General features: G+C 71.4%; 14 protein-coding genes. 7 read left to right on the top strand and 7 right to left on the bottom strand.

Going from position 1 to position 18765, the window contains the following annotated elements:
• Window positions 1–24 precede the first annotated feature (24 nt).
• The 5 genes from ABT137_RS42840 to ABT137_RS42820 form a co-directional block, all read right to left on the bottom strand.
• On the bottom strand, window positions 25–1326 hold the full coding sequence (locus ABT137_RS42840) for an SGNH/GDSL hydrolase family protein (protein ID WP_351717666.1): 1302 nt from the start codon (window positions 1324–1326) through the stop codon (window positions 25–27).
• Window positions 1323–3668, bottom strand: a complete 2346-nt coding sequence (locus tag ABT137_RS42835) for a glycosyl hydrolase family 95 catalytic domain-containing protein (RefSeq protein WP_351717664.1) — start codon at window positions 3666–3668, stop codon at window positions 1323–1325. Before ABT137_RS42835 ends, ABT137_RS42840 begins: the two co-directional genes overlap by 4 nt.
• A 114-nt stretch (window positions 3669–3782) precedes the next feature.
• Entirely contained in the window at window positions 3783–5579 is a 1797-nt protein-coding gene (locus tag ABT137_RS42830) for an alpha-galactosidase D (RefSeq protein WP_351717662.1), read from the bottom strand.
• Between the two features lie 31 nt (window positions 5580–5610).
• On the bottom strand, window positions 5611–6801 hold the full coding sequence (locus ABT137_RS42825) for an ROK family transcriptional regulator (RefSeq protein WP_351717661.1): 1191 nt from the start codon (window positions 6799–6801) through the stop codon (window positions 5611–5613).
• Between the two features lie 239 nt (window positions 6802–7040).
• Window positions 7041–8822 carry a M4 family metallopeptidase gene (locus ABT137_RS42820; RefSeq protein ID WP_351717659.1) on the bottom strand — a complete coding sequence of 594 codons (1782 nt, stop codon included), beginning with the start codon at window positions 8820–8822 and terminating at the stop codon, window positions 7041–7043.
• Between the two features lie 309 nt (window positions 8823–9131).
• Between ABT137_RS42820 and ABT137_RS42815 the strand changes: the two genes are divergently transcribed.
• The 7 genes from ABT137_RS42815 to ABT137_RS42785 all read left to right on the top strand — a co-directional run bounded on the left by ABT137_RS42815 (window position 9132) and on the right by ABT137_RS42785 (window position 17170).
• Window positions 9132–10358 (top strand): serine hydrolase domain-containing protein, encoded by a 1227-nt coding sequence (locus ABT137_RS42815; protein WP_351717657.1) that lies wholly within the window; start codon window positions 9132–9134, stop codon window positions 10356–10358.
• 103 nt (window positions 10359–10461) lie between these two features.
• Entirely contained in the window at window positions 10462–11805 is a 1344-nt protein-coding gene (locus tag ABT137_RS42810; protein WP_351717655.1) for a CAP domain-containing protein, read from the top strand.
• Between the two features lie 56 nt (window positions 11806–11861).
• Window positions 11862–12539 carry an AIM24 family protein gene (locus ABT137_RS42805; protein WP_351717653.1) on the top strand — a complete coding sequence of 226 codons (678 nt, stop codon included), beginning with the start codon at window positions 11862–11864 and terminating at the stop codon, window positions 12537–12539.
• 132 nt (window positions 12540–12671) lie between these two features.
• Window positions 12672–13631, top strand: coding sequence for a threonine/serine dehydratase family protein (locus ABT137_RS42800; protein WP_351717704.1), 960 nt, complete (start codon window positions 12672–12674; stop codon window positions 13629–13631).
• Between the two features lie 200 nt (window positions 13632–13831).
• Window positions 13832–15472, top strand: coding sequence for a serine/threonine protein kinase (locus ABT137_RS42795; protein WP_351717652.1), 1641 nt, complete (start codon window positions 13832–13834; stop codon window positions 15470–15472).
• Between the two features lie 123 nt (window positions 15473–15595).
• A complete protein-coding gene (locus ABT137_RS42790; RefSeq protein WP_351717650.1) occupies window positions 15596–16633 on the top strand; it encodes a hypothetical protein in 1038 nt (345 codons plus the stop codon).
• Between the two features lie 111 nt (window positions 16634–16744).
• Window positions 16745–17170 carry an SsgA family sporulation/cell division regulator gene (locus ABT137_RS42785; RefSeq protein ID WP_351717648.1) on the top strand — a complete coding sequence of 142 codons (426 nt, stop codon included), beginning with the start codon at window positions 16745–16747 and terminating at the stop codon, window positions 17168–17170.
• A gap of 15 nt (window positions 17171–17185) precedes the next feature.
• Here ABT137_RS42785 and ABT137_RS42780 read toward each other — a convergent pair whose 3' ends face one another.
• The gene (locus ABT137_RS42780; RefSeq protein ID WP_351717646.1) at window positions 17186–17671 is read right to left on the bottom strand and encodes a DUF6328 family protein; all 486 of its coding nucleotides are present in this window, start codon (window positions 17669–17671) and stop codon (window positions 17186–17188) included.
• Between the two features lie 85 nt (window positions 17672–17756).
• Complete coding sequence (locus tag ABT137_RS42775) at window positions 17757–18740, bottom strand: aldo/keto reductase (RefSeq protein ID WP_351717644.1); 984 nt, start codon at window positions 18738–18740, stop codon at window positions 17757–17759.
• Window positions 18741–18765: the final 25 nt, after the last annotated feature.

The raw sequence follows: 18765 nt of genomic DNA, 5'->3' as shown, positions 1-18765 counted from the left end.
CAGACGGGGGGTGGTCCAGGTGTTTCAGTGGTCGCAGTCGAGGCTCGCCAGGTCGACGGAGTCGGCCATGGCCTGCATTCCCTTGTCGTTGGGGTGGATGTGGTCGCCGCCGTCGAGGAACGGCAGCATCCGCGCCTGGTCGTAGGGGCTGCGCAGGATCCGGTCGAAGTCGGCGATCCCGTCGAACTCCCCGCTGGTGCGGATGTACTGGTTGACCTGCTGGCGTACCGCCTCGCCCGCCTGGTCCCACTCCGGCCAGCCCTCGAACGGCCCGACGGTCGAGGCGACCACGCACTTCCCGGCCGCGTGCGCCCGCCGGGCGATCTCCTGGTAGCCGGCGATCAGGTCGGCCGCGGTGACCCCGGTGTGGGCCTTGATGTCGTTGACCCCCTCGAAGAGGAAGACGGTACGGACCCCCGGCTGGCTGAGGACGTCGCGGTCCAGCCGGTTGAGGGCCGCCTGCCCGGCGCCGTCGGCAAGGACCTTGTTGCCGGAGATCCCCTCGTCGGCCACGCCCTTGACCTCGGTGTCCGCTTTCTGGAGGCGGCGGGCGAGATAGTCGGGCCAGCGGCGGTTCTGGTCGCTGGTGGACGCCCAGCCGTCGGTGATGGAGTCGCCGAGCGCCACCACGGCCCCGGTGTCCGGGTTCTTCGGCCGTACGGAGACCGAGTCCAGGTACCACCAGGAGCCGGTGGTGTCGGTCCAGTTGGCGGCGCTCTCCTCGGCGGTGTGGTCGCCCTGGGTGACGTAGGAGGTCTGCATCGCCATCCCGTGGCCGGTGGCGGGGCCGGCCGCGTCCGGGCTGTGCAGGCTGACGACCAGGTTGCTGCCGGCGGGCAGGGTGCCGGGCAGCGGGTCGCTCCACGCGGTCGCGCCGGCCGGCACGGTGACCGTGCGGGCGCCGTCGAAGGTCAGCCTCTTGTTGCTGCCCGGCTTGAGGGCGGCGCCCTGGCTCTGCAGGCCCGCGTAGACGCTGTCCAGGGTCAGCGGCCGGTCGCCGAAGGCGTTGGACAGGCGCACCCGCAGGTCGCTGCCGGCCGTGCTGGTGTGCACGACCAGCCGGTAGCCGCGGTCGGCGGTGCCCTGTCCCAACTGGTCGGCGCTGGCCCCCCAGGTGACGACGTCCTGCCGGGCGGAGGCGGTGGACCGGGAGGAGGACGGAGCGGTCCCGGCGGAGGGCCGGGAAGAGGACGGAGAGGAGGACTGGGACGAGGACTGGGAGGAGGGCTGCCACACGGGTGCCGCCGTGGCGGACCCGGTCTGGCAGGCGACCGTGGTCAGTAAGACGGCGGCGAGGCCGAGGAGCCGCGCGTACCGGCCGGTCACCGCGCCAGGTCCTTCAGCGTGACGGACGCGCCGGGCTTCAGCGTGATCGTCCGGGTCTTTCCGCCGTACGCGACCGTGGTCGTACGGCCGCCGACGCTGCGGATCCTGGCCTCGGTCGGCTTGCCGTCCCGCCAGCTCAGGTCCACGACGAAGCCGCCGCGGGCGCCCGCCCCGGTGACCTTGCCGGAGGCGGCCCAGGCGTCGGGGAGGGCCGGCAGGAGCTCCAGGTGGCCCGGGCGGGAGTACAGCAGCATCTCCAGGATCGCGGTCGGGGTGCCGAAGTTGGCCTCGATCTGGAAGATGCCCCGGCCTTCCTCGACCTGGTAGATGTCGAAGAGGTTGGGGGACGTGCCGTTGCTGCCGTTGTCGGAGGGGCGGAGGTTGCGGACGACGAGCTGGTAGGCCTTGTCGGCGTCCTTCAGCCGGGACCAGCACAGCGAGCGCCAGGCGTTGGCCCAGCCGAAGCTGTCCATGCCGCGAGCGGTGAGCAGGGCGGTGGCGCCCTTGACGATGTCGGCGGGGGTGGAGCCGTCGGGGCGGATCCGGTCGCCGGGGAAGAGGTTGATCAGGGGCGAGAGGTGGCGGTGAGTGGTCTCGCCGAGGTTGTCCGGGGACATCCACTCCTCCAGCCAGCCGGTCTTGGGGCTCACCACCGGCAGGTAGAGGCGGTCGCGGAGCTTGCCGATGGTGCCCGCGTATCCAGCATCCCTCTTCAGCTCGGCGGCCGCAGTACGGAAGTTCCCGAACAGCATCCACACCTGTTCCTGGGCGTAGGTGATGCCCTTGGCGTCCAGCGGTCCCTGCTCCGGCGACCAGTCGCTGTCCGCGATCAGCACCTCCCTGCCGTCGTCCAGGGTGGTGGTGAGCAGCCGCGCCTCCCAGAACTCGCAGGCGCCCTTGAGGAGGGGGTAGATCTTCTCCAGATGGGCGCGGGACTGGGTGAACTCGTAGTGCTCCCACAGGCTCTGGCACAGCCAGGCGTTGCCCGCCGGGTGCCACCACCAGCCGCCTCCGCCGAAGGGGTTGGTGGAGATGGCGACGGTCCAGCCGGCGACCTTGCCGCCCGAGTTGCGGTAGCGGTTGCGGGAGTCCTGGAAGAGCCGCTGGGTGAGGTCGGTCCAGGACGGGAGCTGGTCGACGCAGTAGTCGGTGTAGGCGTCGAAGCACTGGGACAGGCCCAGCCGGTCGGACATCCAGTAGTTCATCTGGATGTTGATGTCGGTGTGGTAGTCGCCCATCCAGTCCGGGTCGTTGCCGTCCAGCCAGATGCCCTGGAGGCCCATCGGCAGGCTGTCGCGCGATCCGGCGATCATCAGGTAGCGCCCGAACTGCGCGTAGGCGGCCTCGAGTTCGGGGTCGGGGTCGCCGGTGTCGGCGCGGGCCTGGATGCGCGCCCAGGTGTCCAGTTCGCGCTGGTCGTCCGTCGAGGTGCCGAGCGACAGGTCGAACTGGCCGAACAGCGCCCGGTGGTCGGCGGCGTGGGTGCGCAGCAGCGAGTCCGCGGAGTGCCGGGCGGCCGCCTTGACCTTGGTGCGGGCCAGCGCCACCGGGTTCACGGAGGGGTCGCGGTAGTCGGCGGCGGCGTCCGGCGCGTAGTCGGTGCCGCCGCTGAGGACGACGGTCAGTTCGCGGCAGTCGGTGAAGGTGATGTGCGAGCCGTTGACCCGCACGCTGCCGCCGCTGCCGTACGCCTTGACGGCGGCCCCGTACTTCAGTCCGTTGGCGAAGGACCCGGCGAACGACTCGGCGGTGCCGCCGGTCTCCCCGTGGGTGCCCTCGAAGGTGATGGTGCCGGTGTAGCGGCCGCCGCCGTCCTGGCCGAAGTGCAGCACGATCACGTCGTCGGGCCGGCTGGCGAAGATCTGCCGCCGGTACGTCACTCCGGAACGGACGTAGGACGCGGTCACCACGCCGTTGTCGAGGTCGAGGGTGCGGCGGTAGTCGGAGACGGCGCCCAGGTCGTGGTCGGGTATCTCCACGGTGAGCCGGGCGAGGAGGGTGAGCGAGCCGAAGTCCGCCCGGCCGTAGGGGAACTGGCCGTCGGAGTCGAGGGTGTCGTTGAGCCCACCGGTCCACAGGGTGGCGTCGGTGACCAGGAGGAGCTCACGGCCGGAGTCGTTGCTCGCGAGGGCGCCGAGCCGGCCGTTGCCGACGGGCAGGCCCTGCGTGATCATCGATCCGTCGTCGGCGGGCGCCTGCCACCAGAGCTGGTGCCGAGGAGAGGCGAGCGGCTCCGAGGACCGCAGCGGGGCGGCGGAGGCGGTGAAGGAGGGCAGCCCGGCGAGCGCGCCGGTGGCGGCGGCGAGGGCGAGGAAGCTTCGTCTGCTGGGGTGATTCTGCATGACGCTGTCCTTTGAAAGTCTGGGGCGATACAACGCGCCCTCTCAGGGGCGCGGGAACTGCGCGGCCGGCCCCCACCGGCCGGCAGTTCCCGAACGACGCACTTGCCGAAGCGACTACCGAGGCGACTTGGGAACGTCGATCCGGTCGACGTCCGGCGCGTAGCCCGACCCGCTGTCGAAGCTGATGGTGTTCGCACCGGCCTTCAGAGTCACCGGCACGCTCACCGTCGCCACGGTCCCCCAGTCCCCGGTGGACGGGAACTTGTGGCTGGTCCCGGCCCCGGAGTTGGCCGCGATGGTGGCCGGCCGGGAGTCACCGCTGATGTAGGCGACCTTCACCAGGTACGTGCCCGCCTTGTCGACGACGACGTTGTTGAACGTCAGCTTGCCGCCCTGGTACAGGTTTCCGACCTTCTTCTGGCCGGAGCACGCGTCGCACCCGGCGACAGATGCGTTGCCGCTCAGCGTGTTGCCGCTCGCCTCGGCCTCGTACCCGGTGGAGGCCAGCGCGCTGCCCTTCGGCGTCACGGTGAACAGCCGCGAACCGTGCGCCGGCAGCGCCTCGGTGATCTTGTTCTGGAAGCTGCCGAGGTCCTCGTGGTTCCACACGTCCCGCACCGACGCCTTGCCGCTGAAGCCGAGGGCGGTCCAGTCGGCGGTGACCGCCGAGGGCGAGTCCGCGAGGTTGAACAGGGCGACCGTGTAGGTCCCGTCGGCGTTCTTCGCGGCCCAGACCTGCTGCGGGTCGGACGGGGTGACCGGCCGGGCCGGCGGGTTGTCGCTCTGGTCGATCGCGATGACGTCGCGGTTGGTCAGCAGGGAGACGCCGTAGTCGTCGAGCTTGGTGATGTCGTCGCCGGTGAACAGCGGCGACTTGGCGATGGCCCAGAGCGTGGCGTAGCTCTGGCGTTCGGCCTTGGTGAGGCCGTCCATCGCGCCGTTGCCGACGTCGAGGGAGTCGAGGTCGTTCCAGCCGCCGGGGCCCGCCTTGTCGGTCCAGGCCGGGGTGTCGTCCCAGCGGTCGTTGACGGAGTTCTCCCAGCTGACGAGGGTGTTGCAGTAGCACTCGACGTCGGTGTCGATCCGCCAGCCGTTGGTGTACTTCTGCCAGTCGGCGGCGTGCCCGTAGTCCAGGGACCAGGAGGCTTCCAGGTGGATCGGGCGGCCGGTGGCGGCGATCGCCTTGTGCCAGGCGGCGACGTCGGCGACGTTGTCGTACTGGTCGCCGCTCTTGCCGGAGCCCGGGCCGACGCCGTCGAGCTTGAGGAAGTCGTAGCCCCAGTCGGCGATCAACTGGGCCTGGGAGTCTATGTACTTCTGCGCGCACGGCTTGTCGAAGTCGATCTTGTACGAGCTGTCCCAGCCGTTGGTGGTACGCAGGTCGTCGTAGACGATGTCGGCGGTGGTGCAGCCCTCGGCGTTCCAGATCGGCGTCTTGCCGTCGCCGTACGCGCCCTTCTCCAGGCCGGCCGGGAGGTAGATGCCGGCCTTGAGGCCCTTGGCGTGGATGTGGTCGGCGACGGCCTTCATGCCGCTGGGGAAGCGGGCGGGGTCGGCCTTCTGGCGGCCGTACTGGTCGTAGCCCTGCTTCCAGTTCCAGTCCATCCACCAGCCGGCGTCGATGTTGACGTAGTCGTAGCCGTACTTCTTCAGCTTGCTCGCCAGGGCGTCGGTCTGCTTGAGGACGTTCGCCTCGGTGAGGTAGCTGTAGTCGCCCTTGTCGTTCAGGCCCGGGTACTTGGACGACTGCATGCTCCAGCTCGACCAGCCCATGTACGGCTTGGCGGCGATCGGGGCGGGCGTGTCGGCCTGCGCGGCGGGCACGGTGGCCGCGAAGGCGGCCGTCAGCGCCAGCACGAGGACGGTTCTCAGCCCGCGTACGGGCAGGGCGGAATTCGAAGGTGACCGCATGGGCCCTCCAGGGTTCGGGGTCTTGGGCGGCTCAGCCCTTGCCCGTCGGTGTGGGAGAAGAGGTGATGAAGGACTGGATCGCGGCGGCCGCGGCCCCGCGCGCCCACTCCTCGAAGGCGAGTGGGCGGGTCTGTACGTCGCTCTGCGCGGCGGAGCCGAAGGCGGCCGCGGTGAACGAATCGAGGATCTGCTCGGCGAAGAGGTCGTAGGCGGCGAGTCCCTCGCCGGAGATGATCACGCGTTCGGGGCCGAAGAGATTGGCCACCGTCGCGATGCCCCGGCCGATGGCCTCGCCGGCCCGGGCGTACACCTCGCGCGCTCCGGGCACGCCCTCGTGGGCGAGGGCCACCGCCGCCGCGGAGTCGGCGACCTGACGGCCGGTCACCTCCCGCATGCGGGTGACGATCGCGGCGTCCCCGGCGATCGCCTCCACACAGCCGCGGTTGCCGCAGTGGCAGAGGGGCCCGGCCGGGTCGATGGCCACGTGCCCGATCTCCCCCGCCACGCCGTGCGCGCCGGACACCACCTGGCCGTGGATCACCAGTCCGCAGCCGATGCCGGCGCCGACGGTGACGACGGCGAAGTCGGAGAGCCCGACCCCGGCGCCGAACCACTGCTCGGCGACGGTCAGGGCGCGGACGTCGTTGTCGACGACGACCGGCAGTCCGGTGGTCATCGCGGCGAGTTCGGCGAGCGCCACGTTCCGCCAGTCGAGGAAGGGCGAGTAGCGCACCACCCCTTCGGCGCGGTCCACGTCGCCGGAGACGGCGATGCCGAGGCCGAGCACGGGGGCGCCGAAGTCCTCGGCCTCGGTGCGCAGTTCGTGGGTCAGGTCGGCGACGGAGGTCAGGACGGCCTTGGCCGCGCGGTCCGTGACCGGCAGCCGGCGGGCCAGCAGGATCCGGCAGCACAGGTCGGTGAGGACCGCGATGACCTCGTCGCCGGTCACCTTGACCCCGATGAACAGTGCGCGTCCGCCGTCCACCCGTACCAGGTTGGCGGGGCGCCCGAGGGCGGGCCGGGCCTCGCCGTCGGCGTCCTCCGCCAGGTACCCGGCCGCGAGCAGCGGCCGGACGGCCTTGGTCACGGCCGCCGGCGACAGGCCGGCCCGGCGGGCCGCCTCCAGCCGGGTGAGGGGGCCGTGGGACAGGACCGTGGTGAAGATCTGCGAGACGGCCGGCGTGTGGGCCGGGAACGTCTCGGCACGGGAGGTGGAGCGCATGGCCGGGAACTTAGGTGGCTTATTTTCCGCTGTCAATAAAAGAAACAGGAATCACCTGATGGTTGACTGTGAGGCTCCCGTGGCCTTCAAATAGCGGGTGAGGCGGGGGCGTTGGCCCGTGTTCCGCCGACAGGACTCATCCGCTTGCGCCAGTTGGAGTGATCCGCTGCCACCAGCGGAACCGATCCGGGTGCCCAGCCCCCCGACGGGGCACCCGGATCAGCGGTGGGGCGCGCCCGTCAGTGGCGGGCGGCCGGCGTGTCGGCCTCGGTGACGTTGACCGCGGCCCAGGCCTGGTCGACCGTGCGGTACTCGACGCCGCTCGCGCCGTAGAGGTCCTCGGCCGCCTTCAGCGTCGCGATCCGCGCGTCGTGGAAGTCGGTCGAGGAGACCATGTACCGCGTCAGGGCACGGTAGAAGATGGCCGTGGCCTTGGCGCGGCCGATGCCGGTGACCGTGGACCCGTCGTAGGTCGGCGAGTCGTAGGTGGTGGCGCCGATGGTCTTGCGGCCGCTGCCCTCGGCGAGCAGGTAGAAGGCGTGCGAGGAGACGCCGGAGCCGGCGTGCACCTCGGCGTCGGCCACCTCGGGCGACCAGTAGTCGACGGTGCCTTCGAGGCGGTCGAGCGAGGGGTGGTCGAGGCGGCGCAGGAACTTCTGGCGCAGGCCCAGCTTCTCGCCCAGCAGATAGTTCGGCGGGTTCTTCTGGTTGTTGGCGAAGAACTCCACGCCGGAGCCGAAGATGTCGGCCAGCGACTCGTTCAGCGCGCCCGGTTCGCCGAACTGGTTGCCGTCGTTGTCGACGCGCGTCGGTTCGAGCTTGGCGGTGGCGTCCACCACGCCGTGGGTCAGCTCGTGGCCGGTGACGTCGAGGACGACCAGCGGCTTCTTGATCTCGGCGCCGTCCCCGTCGCCGTACAGCATGCAGCCGCAGACCGAGTCCCAGAAGGCGTTGCCGACCTTGTTGCCCCAGTGGACCATGGCACGGGCGGGCTTGGAGTTGTTCGCTATGCCCTTGCGGCCGAAGGTCTTCTTGTAGAAGTCCAGGGTCTCGGTGATGCCGTACTGGGCGTCGGCGGCGGCGCTGCCCCGGCTGGTGGTGGTGCCGTTGCCCCAGCTGTCGGTGGTGCTGGTGAACTTGACGCCCTGGCCGAAGCTCTCGGTCTCCTTGCCCTTGGCGTCCCGGGTCTCGGTGCCGTAGCGGGTGGGGTCCTTGAGCAGGAAGCTCTTGCGGGCGGTCTGCGTGGTGGTGAGCGGGACCTTGCCGACGAAGAGGGACCTGCCGGAGCCGTGGGCGGTCGCCGGGTAGTGGGCCGCGGCGGAGACGGACGCGCCGGCGAGGGCCCGGGCCTGCGCGCCGATACCGGTGGCCGGGTCGAGGGTCTCGCCGTGGCTGCGGAGGGTGTCCAGCAGCCTGGGCGAGAGGAACTCGTCGCTGTCCGGCGTGTTGCTCCGCACCTCGCCGGTGAGGGCGTCGACGACGACCGTGCTGGAGCCGTTCGAGCCGTCGACCGCCACCTGGTAGGCGAGGGCGGCGGCGCCGTCCCGGGCGTCCACCACGAGCTGTGCGGTGCCGGCGTCGCCGTCGGCGGCCGCGGCGGCCTTCTCCTCGGCCTGCCGGGCGGTCAGCCTGGCCTCGGTGGCGGCGGGCCCGACGGTGTGGTCGGCCGCGCGGGTGACGCCGGTATAGGCCAACCGGTGGGAAAGATGGACGACGAGGTCGCCGCCGAGCACCGGCATGCCCAGGTGGGTGCGGACGAAGCGGACGTGACGTGCCCCTTCGGGGTCGATCATCACGTCCTGCGGCTGGAGCTCGTCGCCCGCGCCGACACCGGTCGCCGCGGCATGGGCGAAGGCGGCGGCCCGGGCCGCCGCCACCACCTGCGCGGCCGTCGTGGCAGAGGCCGTGGCCGACTGCCGTTCCCCCGTCGCGGGACCGGCGAAGGCCGTGCCGGCCAGGCCCGTGGCGGCCGTGGTCACGGCGACGGCGACCGCCACGCTGCGTATGTGCGCGCTACGCACTGATCAGGGTTCCTTCGTTCGAAGACGGCCGGGGTCACCAACCGCCTTGCGGCAGGGCGCCGTTGGGCGCCAAGGGGGCTGGTCGGGCCCCAGGCCGCAACCCTTCCGGACGAATCATGTCCATGTAAAGCGCAATTCGTTACGTTTCTTGCCTTTGGTGGCAATACTTGACGAACCCGCACCGCACGGTGATCAGGGAGTGACCAACTGTGCGTCGGCTGTGGAGATGTGACGGGATGCGAGAGGGTTCCCCGAACCGGATGTGACTCATCTCGCATCGAAGGCAGCTCAGAAGAGGAGCAGGTCCGAATGGTCTCGGCAATGGTGTGCAGAAGTGCGGTGCTCGGGGCGGTGACGCTGTCGCTGCTCGCGGTCCCGGCCCAGGCGGCGCCCCTGAAGACGGCGGCGAAGGCGCGGGCGGCCGCCGCCCTCCCGGCGCCCGACACGGCGGGGCTGACCGCGGTGCTGCGCTCGGTGGTGGCGAAGGGCGCGCCCGGCGCGATGGCCCGCATCGACGACGGCACGCAGGTGTACCGGTCCGCGCAGGGCATCGCCGACCGCGGGACCCGGCGGGCCCTCACCACCACCGACCGCTTCCGGGTGGGCAGCGTCACCAAGACGTTCTCGACGGTGGTCCTGCTGCAGCTGGTGGACGAGCACAGACTCGCCCTGGACGCGCCGGTCAACCGCTACCTGCCGGGGCTGCTGCCGGACGACCGCATCACCGTGCGGCACGTCCTGAGCCACCGCAGCGGTCTCTACGACTACACCAACGACATGTTCGCCAGCAGCGTGTCCGGCTTCGAGGCCGTGCGGAACAAGGTCTTCACCTACCGCCAGCTGATGGACCTGTCCCTGAAGAAGGCGCGCACCAACGCGCCGGGCGCCGCCTACTCGTACTCGAACACCAACTTCGTGGTCGCCGGCATGCTGATCGAGAAGCTCACCGGGCACAGCGTGCGCACGGAGTACGTGAACCGCATCTTCAAGCCGCTGAAGCTGAACGACACCTTCTACGTGCACCCCGACACGAAGATCCCGGGGCAGCACGCCAGCGGCTACCTCACCGCGGACCGGGCGGGCGCCGCGCCCGTCGACGCCACGGACCAGACGGTCTCCTGGGCACAGAGCGCGGGCGCCATCATCTCCAGCGCACGCGACCTCGACACGTTCTACTCGGCGCTGGTGCGCGGAAAGCTGACGTCGGCCGCCCGCCTCGCGGAGATGGAGCGCTTCACCCGCGTCAACGCCAACACCTCCTACGGCCTCGGGCTGCGCCGCCGCGACCTGTCCTGCGGGGTCTCGGTGTACGGCCACACGGGCGCCGTGCAGGGCTACTACACGTACGCCTTCACCAGCAAGGACGGCAAGCGCAGCCTCACCGCGCTCGCCAACGCCTCCAACAGCTCCGACGTGCTCAACACGCTGGCGGCCACGCTGGAGCCGGCGTTCTGCGGCAAGCAGAAGTCGCCGCGGAGCACGGCCGTGCCGCTCGAGCGCGAGGACGTGGCACCGGCCGCGCCGCGCGAGCAGTAGCGCCCCGACTCCCGGAGGGAACCTCGCGCCCGGGCCGGACGTTCAACCGGCGACTCCCCCACCGGGCGCGACGTTCGGCCCCCGACCGCGTAGAGGCGGCGCGATGAGCGAGCTGGTCCCCGGGGGCAATCTGCCCCTTCCGGGCGGCGCGCTGACCCTGCGGGTGCCCGGTCCCTTCGACGTGTCGGCGCTGATCACCGACGAGAGCGGCAAGGTCGGCGGGGACGCCGACTTCGTCTTCTACAACCAGCCGGACGCGCCCGGCGTCCGGCTGCGCGGTGACACGCTGACCGTCGAGCCGGGCCTGCTGCGGGCCGGCGCCCAGCGCGTCACCCTCACGGTGACCGCCGCCGAGCCCGGCACCCCGCTCGGCCGGCTGCCCGCCGCCACCCTGCACGTGACCGACCGCCTCGGCCGTACCCTGGCCCGGTTCGCACCGCCGCGCCCGCAGACGGAGACCCTGCTGCTGCTCTCCGAGATATACCGCCGGGGCACCGGCTGGAAGCTGCGCGCGATCGGCCAGGGATACGCGGACGGACTGGCCGGGCTGGCCCGGGACTTCGGGGTCGACGTGGTCGAGGACCGGCAGCCGTCCCCCGGTTTCCGCGCCACGATCCCGACCCAGCGCACGGCGGCCTCCCCGGCCCGCCCCTCGACGGCGGCGCTCCCCGATCCGGACGGTCTGCTGGGCCTGGTCAACTCCGCCCGCGCCCGTGCCGGCCACCCGCCGGTGGCCCCGGACACCCGGCTCACCTCGGCCGCCCTCGCCCACGCCACGGCGATGGCCGACGCCGGCCGGCTGGCGACCGAGAGCCGCGACGGCGTCTCCGTCCACCAGCGGATCAGCGGTGCCGGATTCGCCTATGTCACGGTCGGCGAACACCTCGTCTCCGGTCCCCGCACCCCCGCCGAGTTCGTCGACTACTGCCTGCGCACCGAGGACGCCCGGCGCACCCTGCTCGACCCGGCGTTCACCCACGCGGGCCTCGCCCACGCCCGCGGCCCGCGGGACGGGGACACCTACTGGACCGCGCTGTGGGCCAGACCCCTCACCCAGGCCGAACTGACCCGCACCCGCGCCGAGGTCGTCGACCTCACCAACCGGGAGCGCACCCGGGCCGGGCTGCGGCCGCTCGCGGCGGATCCGCAGCTGGCGGCGGCCGCACAGGCGTACAGCACGGACATGGCGACCCGCGACTTCTACTCGCACACCTCCCCGGAAGGCACCCAGCCCTGGGACCGGGCCGCCGCCGCGGGCTCCCGGCGGCGCACCATCGGCGAGAACATCGCCTGCGGCCAGCGCTCCGCGGCCGAGGTGGTGGAGGGCTGGATGAACAGCCCGGGCCACCGGGCCAACATCCTCAAACCGGACTTCACCCACATAGGCACCGGCTTCGCCGGCGGCGGCCGGGCCGGCACCTACTGGACCCAGCTGTTCGGTGCCTGAACCGGTACCGTCCGTGATCTTGGCGGAACGGGTCCGTCCGGGACACCATGCCCGACATGAAGGGTGATCTCTTTTCCAGTCAGCACATGGTGGCGCCGGCGCTCGAGCCCGGCATGACGGTCGAGAACGCGAAGTGCGTCAGGTACGCGGTCAACGGCGAGATGTACGCCCGCCAGGGCGCGATGATCGCGCACCGCGGCAGTCTGAAGTTCGAGCGCAAGGGCCAGGGCGTGGGCGGAATGCTCAAGCGCGCGGTCACCGGCGAGGGGCTGCCGCTGATGTCCGTGCAGGGCCAGGGCGAGGCCTGGTTCGCGCACGAGGCGCAGAACTGCTTCATCGTCGAGATAGAGCCCGGCGACCAGTTCACCGTGAACGGCCGCAACGTCCTGTGCTTCGACGCCACACTGTCGTACGAGATCAGGACGGTGAAGGGGTCGGGCATCGCCGGCGGCGGTCTGTTCAACAGCGTGTTCTCCGGCTACGGCAAGCTCGGTCTGATCTGCGACGGGAATCCGCTCGTGATCCCGGTCTCGCCGCAGGCCCCGGTGTACGTCGACACGGACGCCGTGGTGGGCTGGACCGCGCACCTGCAGACCTCGCTGCACCGCTCGCAGTCCATCGGGTCGATGCTGCGCGGCGGTTCGGGCGAGGCGGTCCAGCTGATGCTCCAGGGTGAGGGCTATGTCGTGGTCCGGCCGAGCGAGGCGACCCCGCAGAAGGCGCAACAGCACTGACACCGGCGCCCTGGTCCGAGCGGACCGGCCGCCGCGGCCGGTCCGGGTTGACCAGGGCGGTCCGGCCGGGTCAGGGTGCGAACGGCGCGGACCGTCGCTCCCGCGCCGGAAGGGTGAACCGCCTTGAACGGCATCATCGGCATCTCGGACATCGAAGCCGCGGCCCGGCTGGTCGCCGGACACGTCGTACGCACCCCCACCGTGCCCAGCCCCGGCCTGTCGGAGCTGCTCGGCGCGCCGGTCACCGTCAAGCTCGAACTCCTCCAGCGCACCGGCTCCTTCAAGGCGCGCGGTGCCACGGCGAAGCTGCTCTCGCTGACCGAGGCCGAGCGGGCGGCCGGCGTGGTGGCGGTCAGCGGCGGCAACCACGGCATCGCCCTCGCGGTGATGGCCGCGGCCCTCGATGTGAAGGCGACGGTGGTGATGCCGCGGACGGCGCCCGCTCGGTCGATCGCGCTCGTCGAGGCGGCCGGTGCGTCGGTGCGGCTCACCGACGGCATGGACTCGGCGTTCGAACTGGTGCCGCGGCTGCGGGACGAGGGGCTCACCCTGGTCCATCCCTTCGACGACCCGGTGGTGATCGCCGGACAGGGCACGGTGGGCCTGGAACTCGCCGAGGACGCGGACGACCTCACCGACGTGATCGTCAGCATCGGCGGCGGGGGCCTGATCGCGGGCGTCGCGGCGGCCCTGCGGGCCCGCCGCCCCGGGGTGCGGGTGTGGGGCGTGGAGACGGCGGGCGCGCAGGCCATGTCCGAGGCGCTCGCGGCGGGCGGTCCGCTGCCGGTCGCGGTGTCGTCGATCGTGACGACGCTCAGCGCGCCGTCCGTGTCCCGGCTGACGTACGACCATGCGGCGGCGCTGGTGGCGGAGGTGCTGGTGGTGCCGGACCGGGAGGCGGTGCGGGGCAGTCTGGAGTTCGCCGAACACGCCAAGGTGTGGACCGAGCCGGCCGCCGGCTGTCTGCTGCCCGCGGCCCGGCAGGTGCTCGAGCGGGTCGGTGCCGGGGCGCGGATCGGCCTCGTGGTGTGCGGGGGCAATGTGACACACCGGGAGATCTCGGAGTGGACGGAGCGCTTCGGACTGGGCTGACCAGCGGATCGCAGCCGGGCTTTTACCGTCGGTTACCCGCAGGTCGAAGCCCGGTCATTCACTGTTTTCCCCAAGTACCCGGCCGGTGCCGCCAGTTGAATAAAAGGCAAGAACGGTCCCCGAGTTGCAGATTCTTTGAACAAACCCAGGCACGTCCCGCGTACCTCTGGTTAATGACGAGGCAGGGGTTTCAGCGAGGGATGACGATGGTCAAGGCGCATGTCTCCGCACAAGAGTTGGTCGCCGGAAGGTACCGGCTCCTCGAAGTCGCCGACCGCGAGCCGAACCGCGTCAGCTGGTACGCGGAGGACGTGCAGGCCGAGCGACCGCGTCTGGTGACCGAGATCGCGTTTCCCGAGGCGCCCACCGAGGACACCGTGCGCCGGGCCACCGCCCGTATTCTGCGTTCCTCCGAGGTGATGAGCGCGCTGCGGCCCGGCCGGGTCGCCATGGTGATCGACGCCTTCGAGGAGGCGGGCGTGCTGTGGACGGTGACGGAGGTGATCGACGGCACGCCGCTCAGTGAACTGCTCGCCCAGCAGTCCACGTTCAACTACGTGCGGGCCGCGCGCATCGGGCTGGAAGTGCTCGACGTGCTGGAGGCCGCGCACGCCGACGGCTACACGCACGGCGAGCTCAGCCCCGGCCAGATCTTCGTCCGCGACCGGGGCCCGGTGGTCATCACCGGGTTCGGCCTGGCCGGCGCGACGTTGTCGCCCCGGGTCACCGCGCCGTCGTACGCCTCGCCGGAGCAGGCCCGCGACGAGCGCATCGGCCCCGCCGCCGACCTGTGGGCGCTCGGCGCGATCCTCTACACGATGGTCGAGGGGCGGCCGCCGTTCCGGGACCGGGGCAAGGCCGAGGCCACCCTCAAGGGCGTGGACCGGCTGCCGTTGCGCACCCCGCTGCGGGCCGGCCCGCTGACCCAGGTGGTGCAGGGGCTGTTGCGGAAGAACTCCCGTGAGCGGCTGAGCCGGGCGGTGGTGCGTCAGGCACTGACACGTGTCCTGGACGAGGACCCCGACACGGTCGAACAGCCCGCACCCGTCTCCCGGCTGCGCGGCGCCTATGTGGCCGCCCGGGCCTCCGGGTGGAGCAGATCCACCATGATCGGCGGAACCGCGCTGGCCGTGGTGACCGTCTCGGTCGCGGTGCTGGCCGCGACCCAGGGCCTGCCGGGCGCCTTCTCGGCGGGCTCGGCCCCGACCGCCTCCGCCACGGCCGGCGACCCGGCCAACCGCACGGACGGCAACGCCCCCAGCCCCTCCCCCTCACAGACGGCGTCCTCCTCCCCCTCACAGACGGCGTCCTCCTCCCCCACCCCGTCGGCCTCCGCCTCCGCCTCTCCCTCGGCCACGGCCTCGCCGGGTGCCCTGCCGGCCGGCTTCCACCGCTACACCGCCCCCGAGGGGTTCTCCGTGGCCCTCCCGAAGGGCTGGAAGCGCCTCGACACCGCCCGGGACGACGTCGCCTACCGCGTCACCTTCGGCCCGGGCGGCGACGACCTGCGCACCCTGGCGGTCACCTACAGCACCCAGGCGGGGCCGGACCCGGTCGCGATCTGGCGGGACGACGTGGAGCCGGGGCTGGAGAAGCTGGACGGCTACCAACGGGTCGGCGAGATCAAGGCGATCACCTACCAGGGCCACAAGGCCGCGGACATGGAGTGGCTGTCCGGCACGGGTGCCGACCGGGTGCACACCTTCGGCCGCGGCTTCCTGCTCGGCGGCGGCCGCAGCTTCTCGCTGCGCATCACGACACCCGCCGCCGCCTGGGACGACGCCGCGGACAAGCTCGCCCTGAAGACCTTCCTGGAGACGTTCCGCACCTCCGCGAGCTGATTCGCCGGGTGCGGCGCGACGCCCTCGGCCGGTCTTCGACGGTCCGGCAAACCCCGGCCAATAGGTCGATATAGGCTGCCCGTCGGTACGTATGCAGTTCGGCAGCCTTCAGGAGTGTCCTCCGTGACCCTAGCGATCGACCCGACCGAGACGTCCAGCGCGTCCCCGGCTCCCCTCTCCGATCTGGTGGCGCGGGACGCCCGCGAGTTCGGCGCGTATGTACGGACCGGAGGCTGGACGTTCGGGCTGATGGTGGCCCGCAGCGTGCGGCCGGGAGGGCAGGGCGCGGAGGAGACGCCGAAGGTGTCGGCGAAGGAGTTCGCCGAACTGGCAGGCTGCTCCGCGGAGCGCGTCATGCGCTACTACAAGGCCTGGGACAAGGCCGCGGACGACGGTCTGGTCCCGCACTTCGAGGCCCTCGCACCGGGGCAGGAGGTGGAACTCCCGGACTCGGACGTCTGGTTGACCTACTACGTCTCCCGCAGCAGCGCCGGCTCCGAGCGTGGCACCGCCATCGCGGAGGCCGCCGAGGCCGAGGGCATCCGGCCCACCAAGGCCCTCGAGGTCGCCGAGAACCCCACCGCGCTGCGCGCCGCGATCCTCGCCGACCCGTCCACCGCCCGCGCCGCCCGCTCGGCCCTCCTCGACCGCATCAAGGAGGACCCGGACCTGCAGACCGTGCTGGCCCGGGACGTGGTCCGCACCGCCGACCTGAAGAAGGCCGTGGCCACCGAGAGCCGCTCGGCCGACCGGATCGGCTACGTCCGGCAGATCGCCGAGTCCGGCCAGATCAAGACCCCGGCCGGGCAGACCGTGGACGCGCCGTCGGAGCTGCGCCAGGAGGCCGAGCGCCATCTGTCGCTCCTCGACGAGCTGGACGAGGACGAGGACACCGGCGAGTGGGCTACCGAGGCCTACGACACCATGAAGAACCTGGTCGTGGAGGCCGTGGAGGCCGACCCCGAACTGCGCGTCCAGGAGAAGCGCACCAAGTTCTACAACAGCCTCCAGAAGGCGACCAAGGCGTTCGAGGAGCTGACCTTCGACGACGCCCAGGACTTCTACGAGGACGACATGGTCCAGCGCCTGGAGGACCTCCAGCAGGCCATCGGCTCCTGCCTGGCCGCACTGCGCGGCACGACGGGCACGCAGGACTCGTAAAACGGGTGGAACCCGCAGGACTCGAAGGGCAATTCCGCTCGGGATTGAGCGTTTTTCCCGCGAGAGGGGTACTAGAGGGCACCAAGCCGATCGTTCTCGGAGGCCACTCGCGTGAACCCCATCGTGCACAGGACCTTGGTCGTACAGCTCCGGGCGGACGGGACGGGCCGCTGTCCCGTCCTCGTCCATCTGTCGTACGACGCAGGTGACCCGTTCGCCGTCACCGCGGTGTTCACCCTGGACGGCCGGGTGCTCGCCCGGTGGCGGCTGGACCGAGAGATGCTGAACGACGGGCTGAGAGAGCCGGTCGGAGTCGGGGATGTGCGGCTGCGTCCCGTACGGCAGGGGCGCTGGAGGGAAGTGCGCATGGACTTCCTCGGCGACCCCCTGCCCGGCGGCAGCCGCCACCACGCGGTGGTGTTCGCGTGGGCGCCCGCGCTGGCCTCCTTCCTGAGCGACACCTACCTGGCCGTGCCGCCCGGCCGCGAAGAGATCCCGGTGGACGACGTACTCGCGGAGATCCTCGCCACCGGCTGAGCAGCCGTGCTCGGCTCAGCGGGTCGTGTGACGGTGCCGGGACCACAGCGGCATGCCGTACCAGCACACCAGGTACCAGACGACGACGGCCGCCACCGCCCAGGTCACATGGCTGCCGCCGGTGGCCACCCGGAGGATCAGCACCAGGGAGGCGGTCATGGTGGCCAGCAGCAGGAAGAGGCCGATCAAGGTGAGCCGGGACGCCATCCGCACCGCCTGCGGCTTCACCTTGCGGCCGGCGACCAGCCGGTGCAGCGACACCGGGCCGATGAGGGCACCCGTGGCGGACGCGCCCAGGATCACGGTCACGATGTAGATCGTCTTGTCCACGTCGGACAGCTGGGCGTACTTCTGCTGGAAGACCACGGTGAGCAGGAAGCCGAACAGGATCTGCACACCGGTCTGGGCGACGCGTACCTCCTGGATGAGCTCGCCCCACATCCGGTCGGCGCGCTCCTCCTCCGTCTCGTCGCGCCCGGTCCGCCGCTCCTGGTCGGTCATGGAATACGGGTAACCGCCGGGCCGGTCCGCCAAACGGTACGGGCGGCCGGGAGCGGCACCGCTCCGCTCCCGGCCCACACCACTGCTACCAGCGGGTTTCCACCTGGTCCTTGATCCGGCGGTCGTACAGCTCGCGGATCGCGGCGACCGTCTCCCCGGACAGCTCCGGGAGCTTCGCGGCGGCCGCGTTGGCACGCGCCTGCTCCGGGTTGCGGGCGCCCGGGATCACTGTGGTCACGCCAGGCTGGTCGATGATCCAGCGCAGGGCGAGCTGGGCCGGTGTGTATCCCTCGGGAGCGAGGGCGGCGAACTCGGCGGCGGCCTCGACGCCCGTCGCGTAGTCCACGCCGGAGAAGGTCTCGCCCTGGTCGAAGGCCTCGCCGTGCCGGTTGTAGGTGCGGTGGTCGTCGGCCGCGAAGACCGTGTCCTTGGTGTACTTGCCGGACAGCAGCCCGGAGGCGAGCGGCACGCGCGCGATGATGCCGACACCGGCCTTCCGGGCGGCCGGGAGCACCTCGTACAGCGGCTTCATGCGGAACGGGTTGAGGATGATCTGCACGCTGGCCACGCCCGGGCGGGCGATCGCGGTGAGGGCCTCCGCGCTGGTCTCGACGCTGACGCCGTAGGCGGCGACGCGCTCCTCCTCGACCAGGGTGTCGAGGGCGTCGTACACCGCGTCGGAGGAGTAGACCGAGGTCGGCGGGCAGTGCAGCTGCACCAGGTCCAGGCGGTCCACGCCGAGGTTGCGGCGCGACCGGTCGTTCCACGCGCGGAAGTTGTCCAGGACGTAGTTCTCCGGGATCTGGTCGACCCGGCGGCCCATCTTGGTGGCCACCAGTACGTGCAGGTCCGGCCTGCCGCGCAGGAAGGCGGCGATGGTCTGCTCGCTGCGCCCGTCGCCGTACACGTCGGCGGTGTCGAAGAAGGTCACCCCCGACTCCGCCGCCGTCTCCAGGACGGCGAGCGCCTCCTTGTCGTCCACCTCGCCCCAGTCGGCGCCGAGCTGCCATGTGCCGAGGCCGACGACCGATGCCCGCTGTCCCGACCTGCCGATTACACGTTCGTCCATGGCGTCAGTCTGTCATTCGCCACCG

This window comes from Streptomyces sp. NPDC001980, assembly GCF_040296885.1.
GTDB lineage: Bacteria > Actinomycetota > Actinomycetes > Streptomycetales > Streptomycetaceae > Streptomyces.
Note: the sequence above shows the minus strand (reverse complement) of the source record. Positions and strands in the feature narration are given on the sequence as shown.

Coding starts and splice junctions, on each gene's coding strand:
- ABT137_RS42835 (WP_351717664.1), bottom strand. CDS start 3,668: ATGCAGAATCACCCCAGCAGACGAAGCTTCCTCGCCCTCGCCGCCGCC.
- ABT137_RS42830 (WP_351717662.1), bottom strand. CDS start 5,579: ATGCGGTCACCTTCGAATTCCGCCCTGCCCGTACGCGGGCTGAGAACC.
- ABT137_RS42825 (WP_351717661.1), bottom strand. CDS start 6,801: ATGCGCTCCACCTCCCGTGCCGAGACGTTCCCGGCCCACACGCCGGCC.
- ABT137_RS42815 (WP_351717657.1), top strand. CDS start 9,132: ATGGTCTCGGCAATGGTGTGCAGAAGTGCGGTGCTCGGGGCGGTGACG.
- ABT137_RS42810 (WP_351717655.1), top strand. CDS start 10,462: ATGAGCGAGCTGGTCCCCGGGGGCAATCTGCCCCTTCCGGGCGGCGCG.
- ABT137_RS42805 (WP_351717653.1), top strand. CDS start 11,862: ATGAAGGGTGATCTCTTTTCCAGTCAGCACATGGTGGCGCCGGCGCTC.
- ABT137_RS42795 (WP_351717652.1), top strand. CDS start 13,832: ATGACGATGGTCAAGGCGCATGTCTCCGCACAAGAGTTGGTCGCCGGA.
- ABT137_RS42780 (WP_351717646.1), bottom strand. CDS start 17,671: ATGACCGACCAGGAGCGGCGGACCGGGCGCGACGAGACGGAGGAGGAG.
- ABT137_RS42775 (WP_351717644.1), bottom strand. CDS start 18,740: ATGGACGAACGTGTAATCGGCAGGTCGGGACAGCGGGCATCGGTCGTC.